This is a genomic window from Spiroplasma endosymbiont of Dactylopius coccus (genome assembly GCF_977110965.1).
Genome location: NZ_OZ373019.1, coordinates 1390475 through 1406990, shown reverse-complemented (window position 1 = coordinate 1406990; position 16516 = coordinate 1390475). Strand labels below are relative to the sequence as shown.

The window sequence follows — 16516 nt, the reverse complement described above, 5'->3', positions numbered from 1 at the left end:
TTATTTTTCTCCTTTATTAATTTTTTCATTTAATTTTGCTAATTTTTTTTGATGTTTTATAATTTTGTTATTTGCTCTAACATGTTTTGGAGTTGTAATAAATCTTTTTAATAAAACAATAATTTCTCTGCAAATTAATGTTGCAACACTTGTTCCAATAATTATTAATTCATGTAAAAATTCTTTCATCTCAATATTTTCCTTTCAATTATTTATTTTTTAATTATTCATCAAATTGACCACCATTAATTCTTTCAATCATTGATTGTGAATTACTTATAATTTTTACTAATACAGATATTTCTTTATTTAATTGTTCCATTCTTTCTTTATATGATTGTATTTCTTGATTATAATATTCAATTATTTTTTCTTTATTCATTGCTTTTCACCCCCTTTATAAACTCATGTGATTGTAATCTCAATTTAATGAAGCATTATCAGTATTTAATGGTACTTCGCTCATATTATCACTACCGTATTGACTGGTTGTTTCACTATTAATTGAAAATCTATTATCATTAATTAATCTTGTAGTTTCATTATTAAATGTTGTTTCTTGCATTTCTTCAACATGATGATTTGTTTCCATAGGTAATAAATTATGAATAATTTCAGATGCCCCAGCAATAATGGTAGGTACTGCATAAGCATTATTAAAATTATTATTTATACCCATAGCAACACCAGTACTAATCAAACATCCACCAGTTGACATATTACAAATTTTTCTTATTGTTTCAAATTTATTAGGTATTAACTCAGTTAATCCACTAATAAGATTTGAAATACCATAAGCATTTAAACTAATATATGTATCTCAATCCATTAATGACTGATTATCTTGTTTATCTAACAATAATCATGGTGGACCCTCAGTTGTAGTTGTAGTAGTTATTGGAGTTGGTTTTGTTGGAATAATAGGATTAATATTATTTTCTGTTCATTTACTATAATTTGCTAAACCGATTGTTCCTAAACCTAGTAATATTTTTTTAGAACTATTAATTAATTTTGTTTTAGTATTTGGTCTTTGATTTAAATTTCAAATATCTAAACCTAATTTTTTACCAAATAATAAACTATTAATTGAACCTAATACTGGATTTGCAATTACTTGACCATAATAAGCACTTGTACCAATCATTGCACAAATAGGACTTATACCAGTTCTAATTAATTTAGTTAATGTATAATTTGATTGATTTTCTATATTTGGCATTATTTAATTTCTCCGTTCATATTCAATAATTTTTCTAAAACATAATTAGTTTTATCAAAATTTATAATAAGTCATTTTTTTGTTTCTGAACGATTGTTAGTAACATTAATTAACTTTTCTATCGTATCGATTAACTCTTTTTTATCTGCTTTATCAAAAATGACTTGTAAAATTTCATCTAACATAATTTAATCTCCTTTATTTGTTTTTATCAGTTCTCTTATAACATCTAATAAGGAATCTACTACATAAGAATTTAATTCAAATTCATAATTTCTAATTTTAATTTTTTCTTTTTGCATTTATTTGTTCTCCTTTAATTTTCTAATTTTTTAATTGTTACTTTAATTCAACCTTGATATACATCATTATCACCAACTATTAATGCAACATTACTTTCGGGGTCAGAAACAATTATGTGTTTTGATTTAACATTTGGGTATTGTCTTAAAATAATTGCTCTAATATCATTACTTGTATGAATTGCTTTTGGAAATGGTGATAATATTTCAATTTCATCTTTATTTTCAAACAAAGTAGGTAATATTATCATTAGTCAAATTCTCCATTTTCTATTTTTTCTTTTATAGTATTAATTGCTAATAATATCCCGTAATGTGTATATTTATCTTGTTCATTTTTAAATTCCATAAAGTGATATTCATTATCAGTTTCCATATTTTTATAATATTGATTTAAATATTTAATTAATTGTTCTTTATTCATTATTTATTCTCCTTATTTAAATAATATCAACCAATTAATAAACTATCTGCTTCATCATGATTTGATATTGTTATATTTCAATTATTAGTTTTTATTATCATTATTTTTAAAACAATTTTGACAATTTGGTCAATTATAATTTTCTTTACAATCATTACACATTTTCATTTAGTTATTTCTCCTTATTATTTTTTGGATGTTGAAATTGAACAGCTAAACAATCATTACAACGAAATATTAATTCAATGCTTACATCTTCATGTTTACAATTAGTCATTAGTTAATTTCTCCGTTTTCTATTTTTTTAATTAATAAACCAAAAATTCCTTTAAAATTTATATTTTTAATATGTTCAAGTAATTTTTCTTTATTAATACAATTTTTATGTCTTGATTTATTAATTTCATCAACTTTAATTCTATGTTCTTTACAGTATGCTCTACCATATTCATCAAATTGCTCTTCTGTTATATTTTCACATTGTATTTGTTCAAAATTTTCATCATGTGGTGGTATTAAACTAGTAAATTTAGTAGTTTGACTAAATGTACATCTATTCATTATTTTTTCTCCTTATTTTCAATTTGATTAGCAATTTCATTTAATATTTTCAATACTTTATATTCATTTTTTAATTCTTTAATAATAAATATTAAAAATATTATTAGTGTTATACTTGTTATTAATATCGGTACTATTAATAAAATTTTTCATAATATCATTTTTTTACTCTTTTCATTTTTTAAATCATTTAACATTAATTGAACAAAATGCACGATTTTTAGGAATATTTAAAGTATTAAAGATTTCACCAGTTACTATAATTTCATCGTTTTTGTTTAATAAAATACAGCGTCTATAAAGTTTTGGTTTATTAAAAATTAAAGTAACATAGTTTAATCCATTTCATTGACCACGAACACTATAATATAATTCTTTATTACCTTTTTCGTAATATTTTGCTTCAATAGTGTTACTAAGTTTTACTGTTAATTTGACATAATTTGTTTTATCTTTCATTTTTATAATTTCCTTAAATAATTGTCAAAAATTAATATTTTTTTATGATTTTTTAAATAATATTGAATATGCTTATATGCATCTTGTTCATGTTTTGTTAATTTTATATTTCCTTTATAATTTGTTATTTTATTTTTATTTTTTGGTTGGTTTTCTAGATAATCTCAATTCATAACATCTTGTACTAATACCATTAATGAACCAATAATTTTAGGAGTTGCTAATGGATTAGTTAATAATTGTTTTGAATTTAAAAAGAAATTTTCTACAATAACTAATATTTTTTTATCAATAAATTTTTCTTTAATTAATTGAAATTTTTCTTTATAAATATTTTTAGTTCATAAAACAGTTAATGTATTGAATGTTTCATTAAAAACAATATTATTAGTTTCATTTGAATATATAACAATTCCATTATTACCAATACCAGCAGGGTCAATTCCAATAATTAATTCATATTTCATTATTAATCAAATTCTCTGCATTGTATTTTATTAATTAAAATTTTAATAATATCAATTGAACCTTTTAATTTATTTAAATAATATATGTCTTTTTCTTTATTATATTGTTCTATATCACTATCTAAAATTAAATTTAATCAACTAATTAATTTTTGTTTATCCATATTTATACCTCCTACTTAACCTAATATTTAAAATACAGTCATAACAAATTGCTTTACTATTTTTATCTCTTAAAAAATATTTTCTTGTTTTTATATCATTAGTATTAAAGAATAAATAATCTAATTTATGTTGTTTACATGTTCAACAAAAATACTTTTTCATAATAATTCTTTCTAATATATTCTGTTGCTTCTAGCATAAAGAATATATATTTTGATTTTTATATTATTAATACTATTAGTTTTATTCATTCCAGAAATTCTGGGCTCAAAAATAAATTGTGAAATTTTAAAAAACATTGAGGCATTCGATTCAATATTTATTTAATTTGTGTTAAACAAATTAATATTTTAATTGAACCGGCACCGCTCAATTTTTTTTACAAGTTTGAAATTTATTTTCTCGCCCAAAAATTTTTTCAAAAAAAATAAAAAATAAAACCAACACTTGCTCACTGGGGAGTGGCAAGGTTGGTTAAATAAAGAATAGAATTAATACAATAGGTCCCTACAACAGGTCTATATATACTAGTTTCCAATTCGCTCCCACCCCAAGAATTACCATTAATGGTTAGTATATTTTATTAGGTATCACTCCACTTTTTATTTATTCATGCAAGTCCACATGCTCTAGCTACTATTTTTAACAACTGTGTTGTAGTTCACTTTTTTAGTTCCCTAACACGTGTTGATAATAGCGTTAAAGAGGGTTATTAATTATTAACTTTCTCCTACTTGGTCACTGCGTGTAGTAGATATTTAAAGAGTGTTAATAATAAAAATTTTAAAATTTTACAATTACAAAAAAAAGACAAGATTTTTATTCTCGTCTTTTGTAATTTATTTTTAATTCAAGGGTAAAAAAAGAAAGGAGCTATTTTTAAAACTTTTTAGTTACCGACATCTTCGCCACGCTCCCCAATTATTAACTAATCCATTAGCAACTCCTAAAATTATTGGTTCATTAATGGTATTAGTACAAGATGTTTTCAACTGAGATTATCTAGAAAACCACCCAAAAAATAAAAATAAAATAACAAATTATAAAGGAAATATAAAATTAACAAAACATGAACAAGATGCTTATAAGCATATTCAATATTATTTAAAAAATCATAAAAAAATATTAATTTTTGATAATTATTTAAGGAAATTATAAACATGAAAGAAAAAGCAAATTATGTCAAATTAACAGTAAAACTAAGTAATACTATTGAAGCAAAATATTACGAAAAAGGTAATAAAGAATTATATTATAGTGTTAGAACCTGTTTAGGATCTTTTTTAACTTATTTTTGATTAAATTAATATCATAAATGTTATTTTATAGTTGAAAAATAAATTTTTAATCGATAAGTTGTCAAATGATAAAATCTTTTTAACAAAAAAATGACAAAGAAAATAAAATGTTAATTAACTGTCAGGTTAGAAATAATTATTCCCTTTTTTAGTTTAATTATGTTTAAAAGATTCCAAACAGGTTCTTAGAGGTCAATGAAATGGATTAAACTATGTTACTTTAATTTTTAATAACCCAAAATTTTATAAACGATGTATTTTATTAAACAAAAATGATGAAATTTTAGTAACTGGTCAAATTTTTAATACTTTAAATATTCCTAAAAATCGTGCATTTTGTTCAATTAATGTTAAATGATTTAAAAAATGAAAAGAGTAAAAAAATGATATTATGAAAAATTTTATTAATAGTACCAATATTAATAACAAGCATAACACTAATAATATTTTTAATATTTATTATTAAAGAATTAAAAAATGAATATAAAGTATTAAAAATATTAAGTGAAATTGCTAATCAAATTAAAAATAAGGAGAAATAATTAATGATAATATTACCTACTTTGTTTGAAAATAAAGATGAAATTGAAATATTATCACCATTTCCAAAAGCAATTCATACAAGTAATGATATTAGAACCTGTTTAGGATCTTTTTTAACTTATTTTTGATTAAATTAATATCATAAATGTTATTTTATAGTTGAAAAATAAATTTTTAATCGATAAGTTGTCAAATGATAAAATCTTTTTAACAAAAAAATGACAAAGAAAATAAAATGTTAATTAACTGTCAGGTTAGAAATAATTATTCCCTTTTTTAGTTTAATTATGTTTAAAAGATTCCAAACAGGTTCTTAGAGCAATTATTTTAAGACAATATCCAAATGTTAAATCAAAACACATAATTGTTTCTGACCCAGAAAGTAATGTTGCATTAATAGTTGGTGATAATGATGTTTATCAAGGTTGAATTAAAGTAACAATTAAAAAATTAGAAATTAAAGGAGAATAAAATGGAAACAAATAATTATACTTTAACTAAATTAATTAGAATTGGTATAAGTCCAATTTGTGCAATGATTGGTACAAGTGCTTATTATGGTCAAGTAATTGCAAATCCAGTATTAGGTTCAATTAATATTTTATTATTTGGTAAAAATTAGGTTTAGATATATGAAATTTAAACCAAATGCCAAGTGTAAAAACTAAATTAATTAATAGTTCTAAAAAAATATTATTAGGATTAGGAACAATTGGATTAGTAAATTATGCAAAATTTATTAATACAGATATTATTCCTAATCCAACTGAAAGTCCAATAACAACTACAACATCTATTCCTATAACTACAACAACAACTACACAAGGTCCACCATGATTACTATTAAATAAACAAGAACATCAGTCATTAATGGATTGAGATACTTATATTTCATTAAATGCTTATGGTATTTCAAATCTTATTAGTGGATTAACTGAATTAATACCTAATAAATTTGAAGCAATAAGAAAGATTTGTAATATGGCTACTGGTGGATGTTTAATATCAAGTGGTGTTGCTATGGGTATAAATAATGATTTTAATAATGCTTATGCAGTACCTACCATTATTGCTGGTGCATGTGAGATTATACATAATCTTTTACCAATGGAAACTACACATCATAATGAAGAAATGCAAGAAACAACATTTACAAATGAAGTTTCAAGATTAATTAATGATAATAGATTTTCAATTAATAGTGAAACAACCAGTCAATATGGTAGTGATAATATGAGCGAAGTACCATTAAATAATGATAATGCTTCATTAACTTGAGATTATAATCACATGAATTTATAAAGGGGGTGAAAAGCAATGAATAAAGAAAAAATAATTGAATATTATAATCAAGAAATACAATCATATAAAGAAAGAATGAAACAATTAAATAAAGAAATATCTGTATTAGTAAAAATTATAAGTAATTCACAATCAATGATTAAAAGAATTAATGGTGGTTTTGATGAATAATTAAAAAATAAATAATTGAAAGGAAAATATTGAGATGAAAGAATTTTTACATGAATTAATAATTATTGGAACAAGTGTTGGAACATTAATTTGCAGAGAAATTATTGTTTTATTAAAAAGATTTATTACAACTCCAAAACATGTTAGAGCAAATAACAAAATTATAAAACACCAAAAAAAATTAGAAAAATTAAACTAAAAAATTAATAAAGGAGAAAAATAATATGACAAAAATTGAATTTAATGAAAAATATAGAAAACAAGATATCAGTATTGATAGAGATTTTGATTTACATATTGATAATTGTTTTAAATTTTATGATATTGAAATATTGGAAAATGCTGTTAATGATTATAAAAAACTAATAAGTGAAATGCCACAATTAGTTAAAGATTGATTATTGGGATAAGATTAGGAGAATGTTAAATGTTAGAAAATGAAAATAATGTTCAACAAACAACTGAACCTTTAACTGAAAATAATGCTTCTTCACAAGAAATAGAAAATAAAGTTAATGAAGCAGAAAATAAATTAAATAAACTTAATCAAGAAATTAAAGAAAAAGAAATAATTAATATATTTAAAAAATATCAAGTTAAAAATTAATTTTATGATTATTTAAAATTTAAAACTAATAATTTAGAAAATTCAAAAATTGAAGAAATTATTAAAAAAATGATTAAAGAACAACCAGTATTTAAAGAAACAATTAATACAGGTGGCAAACCACAAACAATAATAACAAATCAACCAAATTCAATAAAAAGTACTTTATTGGATTATAAAAATAAAAATAAATTATAAGGAAGGAAAATAAAAAATGGCAGTACCATTCAAACAAAATTTAGATAATACCGAAAAATTAGTAGAAGCACCAGAATTTATAAAATTTTTTAAACAATCAAATAGTCCGTGGGCAAGTTTTTTTCCTATCGAAATGGTTAATTCAACAAGAATTGAATTTATAGTTAAAAAACCAAAAGACCCAAAAGTTAAAGTTCTTCAATGAAATGATAAAAGTAAAAGAATAGATGTTGGATATGCTGATACAGATAAAATTATTAAAGAAATTACAGAAGAAGCCGTTGCTGGCGAAACAATTGCAGCAAAAGATTTATTAGCAGAAAATGGTCAAAATTTATTACAAAGTATGCAATATGAAGTCGCTAATGATTTAGCAGATTATTTAGCTAATAACAATACTAATGTAATTGCAAAATATGCAATTAAATTTATGATTGAAAAATCAACAGAACCAAAAGCACAAGCAATTAAATATGTAGAAGCAATGTTGGGGGCATGAAATACATTATTTCAATATAGAAATATTGCAAATTGTAGATTCTTTATTACTAATTCTCTTTATGATAGTATAGTTTATTTGGCAGATAATAAAGGTTTAATTACTGATAATGAAATTGCACAACAATTAAGATTAAATGGTAATGATTTATATATTAAAGGTGTTTTATGTCAAATTGTAATGGATGACTATATGACTTTTAAAAATGATAAAAATGATGATGAAATTATGTCATTTGTTTTAGCAACACCAAGAGCAATGAAAAGATATATGTTGCAAGATACAATTATTTATGTTCAAGAAGTGGCAGATGGTAAAGTTGGAAGAATGTATTTAGTTGGTGGAGAAGTTACAGGTCAAGCCATACCTTATATTTCTAATAATGAAACAACATCACGTTGAATGGCATGTGGAATTATTAATACTGATAAAACCGATTTAAAAACTAAAATTACAAATTTAACAACTGATATTACTGCAAATGTTAATAACAATAATAGTGAATTAAATACACAAATAAAAAGTACTAATGAACTTAAATCATTAAATCCAAATTTAACAAATCCAACTATTAAATATTTTAGTGACGCACAAGGAAAAACTAATGTAAGTAATCAAAAACAAAAAGCAGGTGACTTATATATAACTATTACTGCAAATGTTAATGACTTAAATTATAAAGGAACAACAAATCCAATTAAAATAACTCTTAAATAAAGGAAATTAATACCATGCCAATCGGTACAACTAGTACAGCAATACTTTTAAACATAAATAAACCAAAACATACTAGAACAAGTAACCAACAAGAAAATAAAAGTTTTTGATGAGAAATTTTAGAAATGATTGGTGTACAAGTTATAGCAGTAGCACTTGCTCCTTTTACTGGTGGATTAAGTGAAAGCGTAGCACTTGGATTAGGTGCAAGTGATTTAATTGCTAGTATTAGTGCTGTTGGTGTAGAGTTTTTAACTGATTTTACTATTAATCAAGTTTATGATTATTTAAAAGGAAATGTAACAAAATTAAATACTTTCTTTAATATACTTCCTGCATTTGCTGGACTTAATAAAATTAGTCGTGGTTATCGTACTACTAAATTTATTAAATTAGCAGAAAAAACTAAAACATTAGAACAAGTTGGAATTAAAGAAGCAAAAAACTTACAAGAAATTATAAGTCAAGTAAGTGGAAAAGAAATTTTAACAGATAAAATTATTGGTAATAAACGTTATTTAATGAATTATAGTTTTACTCCTAATCGTGAAACAGTATTACGAGATTTAGGTTATGTTGCTGAAAGACAATATAAAAATAATTTTCAAAAATTAGAAGCACAAGAGTTAAAAGATTACTTATTATTACAAAATACATTAACAAAATTAAGTCCTCAATTAACTCCAAAGTTTAAAATTAAAGATATTGAAAAAGCAAATAATTTTTTAAAAAAATATAATACTGATTTAAAAAAAGTACTATCTATGAATCAACATGATTGATTAAATTTAGTTCATACAATACATACAGAAAATAGATATGGAAAAACTTTAATTTTAGATTTACAAAAAATTCGTGCTAATGCTATTAAATTTAATTTTAAAAAAAGTTCAATTCATAAGATTGTTTTAAATGCAAATAAAATTTTTAAATATTTGGATATTAGAACCTGTTTGGAATCTTTTAAACATAATTAAACTAAAAAAGGGAATAATTATTTCTAACCTGACAGTTAATTAACATTTTATTTTCTTTGTCATTTTTTTGTTAAAAAGATTTTATCATTTGACAACTTATCGATTAAAAATTTATTTTTCAACTATAAAATAACATTTATGATATTAATTTAATCAAAAATAAGTTAAAAAGATCCTAAACAGGTTCTTAGATTTTATTTAAAAAAAGGTTTAAATAAATTTTGAAAAAATACATCATATTTTGAAAAATTATGAGAAAGTATATATAAATTACAAGAAAAATTTGAAAAGTTAGAAAAGCAAGCATTTGAGAAAATTAAAAAATTAAAAGAAAAAGCAACTGATTTATTTACTAGTGCAGAAAAAAGAGCAATTAAACATGCACAATTAATTCCATTAAATTCACCAGTATTTATGGGTTGTAAAATTCAACCTTTATCATTAGATAAATGTACAATTACTATTTATTATCGTAATCCTAAATATAAACCAATTACAGTTGTTGATAGTATTCTTAAAGCAGAAACTTTTGTTGCTCAAATACATCCATTCCATTGATATCGTTGATATAGTGGTTGATACATTGGTTATGGAGTTAATCAAAATAAATGATTAAAAGCAATAGCATTTGCTCCGCCGGTTGTTCAACAAATAATTAGAGATAGTTTTAAAGTATATAGAGAAATATTTAGAATCGTAAGAACTTATCATAAAGTAGCAAATGTTATTAATAATCCTATTGAAAATATTAATAAATCATTTAAAAGTGTTGGTTTAAAATTTTCAGTAAATACTGTATTTGGTACTGGATTATTACATCATTTAGAAAAATTTGCATATAGTCAAGTTGTAAAAAAAGATAAAAAGAAATTACAAAAAGAAATTATACATATATCACATAGAAAAACTAAAACAAAAACTAAACATTATAAAAAAGCATTTTTTAAGGAATGATAAAATATGATTAATAAACTTTGAACTGGTGTCAGTCTAGAAAATTATAATAACTGATATCCATTAACTGGAAAAATTACAGAAACACCACAGCAATATATACAAACATGACCAAATGTTAATGATTGATTTAAAACTTTTGCTATTCGTGCTCAAAATGATATTAATGCTTATCTTGGTTTTATTTTATCTAAATTTCCTTTTGATAGTTTTAAAGATGAATTAATTAAAGAAACATTAAGAGATATGGTTTTTGTAACCGCTGAACATTGAGTATTTAATCGTACACCAATTGAATTTAATGTTGATGCTACTATTCAGTTTAATAATGGTAGTCAATTTAGTGCAAATAGTATTCCTACAATTAATGTTTGAGATTTAGCACCAAGTAGAATGAAAATATTGGCAAGACTAACAGAATTAAAACAAATATTATCAAATTATAATGATGATGAAATAGATGTTGAAAAAATTGATTTAAAAGCATTTTATACTAGAAATCAAGTTGATGAATTAATTGAACAGCAAAAAGAATTTACATTATCAAAACAAATTAAATTATATGATGATTTAGTTTATGATAATGAAAATGAAATATATAGAGGTCCTGTTAGTAAATTTGTTAATAAAGGTTATGTTGCAACTGATTATGATAAAGAAACTGAAACAATGATTTTAGATTGACCTGATGAAATTGGTACATTACCACCCGAAGCATTACAAAATAATCCACAAATTGGTGATTATACGCATGCACCAACTTGTGATTTTTCTGCTAAACAACAAAAACGAATTATTACTAATGAAAATGAAATTACCAAATTAAATACTGAATTAATTAAAGCAAATGAAAATATTAATGATGTTAAAAATAATTGATTTAATATTGAAACTAGTCCTTTATGAAAAAAAGTTGAAAATAATAATATAGAAATATTTAAATGATATTTTATTAAAATCAGTTATCAATATTCAACAGAAAATAACTTTATGAAATTTTATAAAGTAATTAAAATTTATTTAAATAATGTTTTTAATGAATTTGAATTGCTAAATGTTGATTCCATGACGTATAGTGAACAAATCCAAAATAAAATAATTTTAAATACCGGAACGATTTACTATAACAATAAAAAGAAAGAATTTAGTGGTGGCGGTAATTCTTATCCTGAACGTGGAAAAATTAATTTAATTGGTGGTATAGAAGAAATATATCAATATCAAGGAATAGATACACCAACTGAATTTATAGCAGAAGAAGATACTGAACGTGATTATTATACAAAACAAGAAACTAATAATTTATTAGATAAAAAACAAGATAAATTAATTGCTGGTGAAAATATTAAGATTGATGAAAAAACTAATACTATTAGTGCTACTGGTGGTAGTGGTGAATCATTATGATTAATAGACCCTAATTCGCCTAATATTATTCAACCTAAAGAAAAAAGAATTATTACTTCAAATAATACTAGAATTGTTTATATAGCAGACCCTACACAACCACAAGATGCTGTTAATTTAAGAACATTAAATAAAAATATCCCAGATTTAACTGATTATTATAAAAAAGAAGAAGTAGATAAAGAATTAGAAGATAAAATAGATAAAACACAATTTCAATATGCTTTTGTTCTCAATACTTTTGGTACTGAAATTGCTAATTTAGAAACTAGTGATAAAACTATTGCTGGTGCTATTAATGAATTAATTAAAAAAATAAAAGATTTAAAAATTGGTAAATGAAAAGATGTAGCCTTTAATATTAGTACTACTGGTATAAAAAATCAAGAAATTAGATATGATTGTAAAGAAAATAAATTATATCGTATATGATTTAATTTAAATCCAAGACAACAAAAAATAATATTACCAGATATTTATACATTTACTGATTTTGTTTATTCGTTAGGTTCTGGTATTCCACAAACTGTAACAGTATATAGTACTTATATAAAAGAGGGTGGAAGATTACAATTATTATGTTCAAGAAATGAAAATATTGATGTTTTTAAATGAGAAGACATGAATATTAGTGGTGGTAATTTATGAAAATTACAAGAATTGCAGGAATAATATTATGTTTTTTAAAATAATAAAAATTATTTTAGGTTTAATAGGAGTTTTATTATCTTCTGCTGTTGCTGGTTTAATTATATTTATTATAGTAAAAATTGTATTAAAAATTAATCAAATATTTTAAAAAAAGGTGGTGAATATTATGTTAGGTAGATTTTTAAGAAGAGATAAAAGCACTAATAATGAAGAAAAAACTAAATTAACTTTTTTAAAAGGTAAAAGTACACATGCTTCTATTTTAAGTTATTTTGGTTTTAATGATTTTAATCATGAAACATATTTTACTGATTTTGTAGCAGAAAATAATGCTAATTTATATAATGCTCCACTAGATATTAACAATGAAACTATTAAGCAGTATTTAATTCAACAAGAATTTTATAGAAAAAATTGAAATTCTATTTTTAAATTAAGTAAATTGGGAATTAGTGGTTATTTAATTTTTATTGCAAATGATGACTTATATTTTCAAGTAGTTGATATACAACAAAGAGTTTATGATATTACTGGTAAATTAATTCAATGTACTATTTTTTATGATAGTTATCAACAAAATGCACAAACTGTAAGATTATTTGAAGTTTATACATTAAATAATGAACAAGTAACTATTAATCGTGCAATTTATAGTGTTAATGATAGCAAAAAACAATTTCCACTAGATTTTAAATCGTTCATTAATAACCCTAATTTAGCACAAGAACAAATACTAAATATTAACTATATACCAATAGCAATTATGCGAAATAAAGCAAATGAATTAGCAGATTGTAATAAAGTAATGGATAAAATTAAAGCATTAGATGTTATTTATGAAAAAATTGTTTTAGATACAATTTTAAACTCACCAAAGTTTATTTTTAATTCAACTTATGGTAATGTAAAAGATTTATTAGAAGATGCTGTAAGAATATTAGTTACTAAAAATTATATTTTTAAAAGTGGCGGAGATAATAATGAACAAAATGAAAATATCAATATGACAAGTAGTAATTTTAAAGGTAAAAATTTGACTGATATATACGATTGAAATGTTAATGAAATATTTAAACGTTGTGGCATTCATATTCCAAGTCAAAAGAAATCTGCACAACAATCAGTACCAGAAAGTACAGCTGTAAATATTTCAACTATTAATTATATTGAACAAAAGTTATGACAATTTAATATTGATATTCTTAAATTTATTCAAATATTAGTACGTTTAGATAAAGATTTATTAAATAGTAAAACATTTAACATTAATGATGAACAAGAAATTAATAATTTAACAGTGAGATTAAAATTATTTAATCCCGAAAATAACCAATTAATAGGAGAAAACAATGGACAATCAAAACAACAAACCACAAACGAAGTTTCCACAGAAACAAACTAAACTTAATCAAGCAGAAGTAGAAAATGATTATTTAATTGACAATATTCCTTATGACTTTACTAATCTTATGAGTAGCAAAGGTGACCCTGAGCTTAAAAGAGCATATGATGAATTTAAACTAAGAACTTTATATATTTATGAAATTGAACGTTTATTTAAAAATAATGAAAATAATAGTTTAAAATTTTCAGCAAATACTATTAAAATTGGTTTTATTGATATTGATAAAGTATTAAAAACTACTGCTGTTGAAACATCAGATTTTACTATGCAATTAAATCAAAGAGCAAGTACAAATATTAATGATAATACAATTGAATATAGTATGACTGATATTAAAAATTTAATATTTCAAGAAATAAATTTATTAAATCAATTTAAATTATATGCAGTATCTATTAATGAACCTTTAACTGAAAATAATATTGATAATTTATATATTATTAATAATTATTCACAACCTTATCAAAATCCAAAAACAAGAAGTACTAAAAGTATAACTATTATTAAAATTAAAGATTTTAAAACAAGAGATGGTTATCCAATCATTATTAAATTACAAAAACCATTAGATAAAGATACCAAAGTTATTGGTTTAAAAATTAAAGCCCCTAGAAGCATGATTTTCGGCAATATAAAGGTACTTGGTGAAGTTGATAATATGGAAGTATACCCAAAGTTATTTGTTAAAGATAAGATAGCATTTCCGCTATTATCAATGCCTATTGAAACTCAACCAAAAGTTAGAATATTACAACAATGATTTAGTGAACAAATATTACCATGAAAATTAGCAAAACAATTTATTGGACAAGAAAAATCAGTTTTAGATTTAATTGCTATTGGTGGTGGTAAAGAAACAAGAAGAGAAATTTTTAATAATGCAAGAGTAACTAATTTTTGAATTGGTCAATTTGCTGGTTCTAAACCAAACTGACCTTTATCAAATTCAAAACATTTAATTGATAAAGAAATCTATGGTATGGGTTCAATTGGAGCAACTGCATTATGAATTGCTACTGATAATAATTTTCAAGATGTTGAAATCGAAATAAATGATAAACCACCAGTTGACAGTCTACAACAACTATTATTAGATATGCTAAGTTACACATATAACTATAATAGAAATTTTGAAGGTGCTACATATGATGATAAAGGTAGACCAGATAATGAAATTGCAAAGTTAAGAGCAAAATTTGAAGGACAAAAACCCGAAGAAGTAATAACTAACTTATTTAAACAATGAAAATTGGATTATCCGAATTATATAAATCTACCACAAGTTCATATTTTTAAGAAACTAGTAATTATGTTATCAAATAATATTTATTCAATTATGTCAATTAATAAAGGTTTAAATGATGATAATAAAATTTTGTTACCATACTATTTTGAATTAAAATCCAGTCCAATAAAACCTACTGGTAAAGATATTTGAAGATTTAAAGATACCAAAGTTATATTAAAATCTGAGTATTTTGATTTTACAGATATAAATAATATTAAACTAAAAAACAATGACATTAGTCAAAATGAATTATTCAAACTAGATGATAACCAATTTAACTGATTATCTATAACAAATGAACTAGAAAGTAATAATATTCCCTCATTAATTCCTGCTGATTGAACATTAGGTAATGGTGAATATGGAAAATATTTTACAAGAACAATTATTGATAAAGGTAAAATTAAAAGTGCTTTAAATTTATATGGTTCAAATAAATCTCAATTATTTTCTAAATTGGAATTTTATAAAGAACTATCACAAATTGATAATAATAGTGAATTTGAATTACAAATTGAAAATCCGATTAATAACTTAAATCGGATTGAAATTAGTGGTATATTTGGTGCCAAAAATTATAATTTAATTTTAATAACTGATAAACAAGAAATTAATTTAAATAATATTAGTTTATTTGATAAATACAATGAAAATATTTCTTATATAAATTTAGAAATATAACTATTCAAAATAATTATCTGTATAAGTACCATCTCATTTTATATCTTCATCATGATGTTTAAATTTAGAAAAATATAAATCTGTTTTATTAGGATTATACCATTTATTTCATCAAATAGTTGTTGTTCCTAATACTACTTCTCCATTGGGTTCTAAATAAGATTTAACATTAGTACCTATATTATGGGTAAGCACCCCCCATGATTAATCCTATTGTT

Annotated in this window: 31 protein-coding genes; 18 read left to right on the top strand and 13 right to left on the bottom strand. The window is 22.5% G+C overall.

From position 1 onward, the window contains the following. From ACXUB0_RS08825 to ACXUB0_RS08770, 12 genes are all read right to left on the bottom strand, one after another. On the bottom strand, window positions 1–189 hold the full coding sequence (locus ACXUB0_RS08825) for a hypothetical protein (RefSeq protein ID WP_458258428.1): 189 nt from the start codon (window positions 187–189) through the stop codon (window positions 1–3). 34 nt (window positions 190–223) lie between these two features. Continuing rightward, window positions 224–382, bottom strand: a complete 159-nt coding sequence (locus tag ACXUB0_RS08820) for a hypothetical protein (protein WP_458257360.1) — start codon at window positions 380–382, stop codon at window positions 224–226. Between the two features lie 15 nt (window positions 383–397). After that, entirely contained in the window at window positions 398–1222 is an 825-nt protein-coding gene (locus ACXUB0_RS08815) for a hypothetical protein (RefSeq protein WP_458257528.1), read from the bottom strand. Continuing rightward, the gene (locus ACXUB0_RS08810) at window positions 1222–1407 is read right to left on the bottom strand and encodes a hypothetical protein (RefSeq protein WP_458257529.1); all 186 of its coding nucleotides are present in this window, start codon (window positions 1405–1407) and stop codon (window positions 1222–1224) included. Before ACXUB0_RS08810 ends, ACXUB0_RS08815 begins: the two co-directional genes overlap by 1 nt. Before the next feature lie 131 nt (window positions 1408–1538). Then, the gene (locus ACXUB0_RS08805) at window positions 1539–1775 is read right to left on the bottom strand and encodes a hypothetical protein (RefSeq protein WP_174480108.1); all 237 of its coding nucleotides are present in this window, start codon (window positions 1773–1775) and stop codon (window positions 1539–1541) included. After that, window positions 1775–1948 carry a hypothetical protein gene (locus ACXUB0_RS08800; protein WP_458257492.1) on the bottom strand — a complete coding sequence of 58 codons (174 nt, stop codon included), beginning with the start codon at window positions 1946–1948 and terminating at the stop codon, window positions 1775–1777. The genes ACXUB0_RS08805 and ACXUB0_RS08800 overlap by 1 nt, the downstream gene beginning before the upstream one ends. Then, a complete protein-coding gene (locus ACXUB0_RS08795) occupies window positions 1948–2103 on the bottom strand; it encodes a hypothetical protein (RefSeq protein WP_458257491.1) in 156 nt (51 codons plus the stop codon). The genes ACXUB0_RS08800 and ACXUB0_RS08795 overlap by 1 nt, the downstream gene beginning before the upstream one ends. A gap of 121 nt (window positions 2104–2224) precedes the next feature. Then, complete coding sequence (locus ACXUB0_RS08790) at window positions 2225–2509, bottom strand: hypothetical protein (protein WP_458257490.1); 285 nt, start codon at window positions 2507–2509, stop codon at window positions 2225–2227. Further along, complete coding sequence (locus tag ACXUB0_RS08785; protein WP_342266587.1) at window positions 2509–2670, bottom strand: hypothetical protein; 162 nt, start codon at window positions 2668–2670, stop codon at window positions 2509–2511. Before ACXUB0_RS08785 ends, ACXUB0_RS08790 begins: the two co-directional genes overlap by 1 nt. A gap of 4 nt (window positions 2671–2674) precedes the next feature. Then, window positions 2675–2968, bottom strand: a complete 294-nt coding sequence (locus ACXUB0_RS08780; RefSeq protein ID WP_458257489.1) for a hypothetical protein — start codon at window positions 2966–2968, stop codon at window positions 2675–2677. Between the two features lie 2 nt (window positions 2969–2970). Further along, window positions 2971–3435, bottom strand: coding sequence for a hypothetical protein (locus ACXUB0_RS08775; RefSeq protein WP_458257488.1), 465 nt, complete (start codon window positions 3433–3435; stop codon window positions 2971–2973). Between the two features lie 2 nt (window positions 3436–3437). Beyond that, entirely contained in the window at window positions 3438–3599 is a 162-nt protein-coding gene (locus ACXUB0_RS08770; protein WP_458257487.1) for a hypothetical protein, read from the bottom strand. Between the two features lie 967 nt (window positions 3600–4566). Between ACXUB0_RS08770 and ACXUB0_RS08765 the strand changes: the two genes are divergently transcribed. The 18 genes from ACXUB0_RS08765 (at window position 4567) to ACXUB0_RS08680 (ending at window position 16298) form a co-directional block, all read left to right on the top strand. Further along, window positions 4567–4758, top strand: a complete 192-nt coding sequence (locus ACXUB0_RS08765; protein ID WP_342267048.1) for a hypothetical protein — start codon at window positions 4567–4569, stop codon at window positions 4756–4758. A 2-nt stretch (window positions 4759–4760) separates the two neighbouring features. Continuing rightward, complete coding sequence (locus tag ACXUB0_RS08760; RefSeq protein ID WP_458258427.1) at window positions 4761–4907, top strand: hypothetical protein; 147 nt, start codon at window positions 4761–4763, stop codon at window positions 4905–4907. A 374-nt stretch (window positions 4908–5281) separates the two neighbouring features. Beyond that, on the top strand, window positions 5282–5440 hold the full coding sequence (locus tag ACXUB0_RS08755; protein ID WP_174480107.1) for a hypothetical protein: 159 nt from the start codon (window positions 5282–5284) through the stop codon (window positions 5438–5440). Between the two features lie 3 nt (window positions 5441–5443). Next, window positions 5444–5578, top strand: a complete 135-nt coding sequence (locus ACXUB0_RS08750; RefSeq protein WP_458258426.1) for a hypothetical protein — start codon at window positions 5444–5446, stop codon at window positions 5576–5578. A 335-nt stretch (window positions 5579–5913) separates the two neighbouring features. Continuing rightward, window positions 5914–6063 carry a hypothetical protein gene (locus ACXUB0_RS08745; protein ID WP_458258425.1) on the top strand — a complete coding sequence of 50 codons (150 nt, stop codon included), beginning with the start codon at window positions 5914–5916 and terminating at the stop codon, window positions 6061–6063. A gap of 26 nt (window positions 6064–6089) precedes the next feature. Further along, window positions 6090–6743, top strand: coding sequence for a hypothetical protein (locus tag ACXUB0_RS08740; protein WP_458258424.1), 654 nt, complete (start codon window positions 6090–6092; stop codon window positions 6741–6743). A 15-nt stretch (window positions 6744–6758) separates the two neighbouring features. Beyond that, the gene (locus tag ACXUB0_RS08735) at window positions 6759–6914 is read left to right on the top strand and encodes a hypothetical protein (RefSeq protein WP_458258423.1); all 156 of its coding nucleotides are present in this window, start codon (window positions 6759–6761) and stop codon (window positions 6912–6914) included. Window positions 6915–6948: 34 nt separating this feature from the next. Further along, the gene (locus ACXUB0_RS08730) at window positions 6949–7113 is read left to right on the top strand and encodes a hypothetical protein (protein WP_458258422.1); all 165 of its coding nucleotides are present in this window, start codon (window positions 6949–6951) and stop codon (window positions 7111–7113) included. A 25-nt stretch (window positions 7114–7138) separates the two neighbouring features. Next, complete coding sequence (locus ACXUB0_RS08725) at window positions 7139–7324, top strand: hypothetical protein (RefSeq protein ID WP_458257870.1); 186 nt, start codon at window positions 7139–7141, stop codon at window positions 7322–7324. A gap of 17 nt (window positions 7325–7341) precedes the next feature. Further along, complete coding sequence (locus tag ACXUB0_RS08720) at window positions 7342–7521, top strand: hypothetical protein (RefSeq protein ID WP_458258421.1); 180 nt, start codon at window positions 7342–7344, stop codon at window positions 7519–7521. 69 nt (window positions 7522–7590) lie between these two features. Next, window positions 7591–7719, top strand: coding sequence for a hypothetical protein (locus tag ACXUB0_RS08715; protein WP_338987885.1), 129 nt, complete (start codon window positions 7591–7593; stop codon window positions 7717–7719). Between the two features lie 16 nt (window positions 7720–7735). Next, window positions 7736–8935 (top strand): hypothetical protein, encoded by a 1200-nt coding sequence (locus tag ACXUB0_RS08710; protein WP_458258420.1) that lies wholly within the window; start codon window positions 7736–7738, stop codon window positions 8933–8935. A 14-nt stretch (window positions 8936–8949) separates the two neighbouring features. Continuing rightward, complete coding sequence (locus ACXUB0_RS08705; RefSeq protein WP_458258419.1) at window positions 8950–9912, top strand: hypothetical protein; 963 nt, start codon at window positions 8950–8952, stop codon at window positions 9910–9912. Between the two features lie 414 nt (window positions 9913–10326). Next, window positions 10327–10869 carry a hypothetical protein gene (locus tag ACXUB0_RS08700; protein ID WP_458258418.1) on the top strand — a complete coding sequence of 181 codons (543 nt, stop codon included), beginning with the start codon at window positions 10327–10329 and terminating at the stop codon, window positions 10867–10869. 3 nt (window positions 10870–10872) lie between these two features. Further along, window positions 10873–12945, top strand: coding sequence for a hypothetical protein (locus tag ACXUB0_RS08695; RefSeq protein WP_458258417.1), 2073 nt, complete (start codon window positions 10873–10875; stop codon window positions 12943–12945). 4 nt (window positions 12946–12949) lie between these two features. Continuing rightward, window positions 12950–13072, top strand: a complete 123-nt coding sequence (locus tag ACXUB0_RS08690; RefSeq protein ID WP_255495889.1) for a hypothetical protein — start codon at window positions 12950–12952, stop codon at window positions 13070–13072. Between the two features lie 18 nt (window positions 13073–13090). Further along, window positions 13091–14326: a hypothetical protein gene (locus ACXUB0_RS08685; RefSeq protein ID WP_458258416.1), complete on the top strand. Its 1236-nt coding sequence runs from the start codon at window positions 13091–13093 to the stop codon at window positions 14324–14326. Continuing rightward, window positions 14274–16298 carry a hypothetical protein gene (locus tag ACXUB0_RS08680; RefSeq protein ID WP_458258415.1) on the top strand — a complete coding sequence of 675 codons (2025 nt, stop codon included), beginning with the start codon at window positions 14274–14276 and terminating at the stop codon, window positions 16296–16298. Before ACXUB0_RS08685 ends, ACXUB0_RS08680 begins: the two co-directional genes overlap by 53 nt. Here ACXUB0_RS08680 and ACXUB0_RS08675 read toward each other — a convergent pair whose 3' ends face one another. Further along, a complete protein-coding gene (locus tag ACXUB0_RS08675; protein ID WP_458258414.1) occupies window positions 16299–16493 on the bottom strand; it encodes a hypothetical protein in 195 nt (64 codons plus the stop codon). It abuts the gene before it with no gap. Between the last annotated feature and the right edge of the window lie 23 nt (window positions 16494–16516).